This is a genomic window from Bacteroides sp. MSK.20.82 (genome assembly GCF_019052485.1).
GTDB classification, from domain to species: domain Bacteria; phylum Bacteroidota; class Bacteroidia; order Bacteroidales; family Bacteroidaceae; genus Bacteroides; species Bacteroides thetaiotaomicron.
Genome location: NZ_JAHQUN010000141.1, coordinates 1 through 603, shown reverse-complemented (window position 1 = coordinate 603; position 603 = coordinate 1). Strand labels below are relative to the sequence as shown.

Sequence of the window (603 nt, the reverse complement as noted above, 5' to 3'; positions counted from 1 at the left end):
GAGGGATGCACTATACTTCCATCACTACATAAGATACTACCCGGCTGTAATGATGTGTCTATAATATCTTCGTGTTTTGTACATGATGATATTACCCCTATAATGGATAATAGAATTATATATATTTTTTTCATACTTAATTATTTATTGGAAATTTGACACCTACTAATAATCCATTTCGGAAATGGTCACGTGTCCAAAAGACAAAATCATTTTTTTGCATTACAAAGACTTGCATTCCATTTCTAAATGAATAGCTATATTCTAAACCTATATCAATGGAAGCCTGAAACCCTTTTCTGTTAGCTCCTAAATCTGCTCCAAACCGCCATCTTAAATTACTGTTTTTGCCTCGTGAGATTGTAGGTTTATATGCTGCACCTATGCCGAATGTTTTATAGCTCCAGAAACTATCAGAGCATACCTTATTACATACTGGGCATTTATCATATGCTGTAGCTAAATCAATATATAGTTCATAAGCATTGTGATATTTACCTTCAAACTCCAGCCCTACAACTGCATTGACGGTATTTTTCCATTGCCAACCTCCTGAAATATTAAAAAACTTATCACCATCACCAGCCATTGACTTTAGGGAAA

1 protein-coding gene is annotated in these 603 nt (G+C 34.2%); it reads right to left on the bottom strand.

The window, feature by feature from the left end; genetic code table 11:
- Positions 1-136: 136 nt before the first annotated feature.
- On the bottom strand, positions 137-603 hold a 467-nt coding region (locus KTR07_RS28185), incomplete at its 5' end, for a hypothetical protein (RefSeq protein ID WP_217315586.1).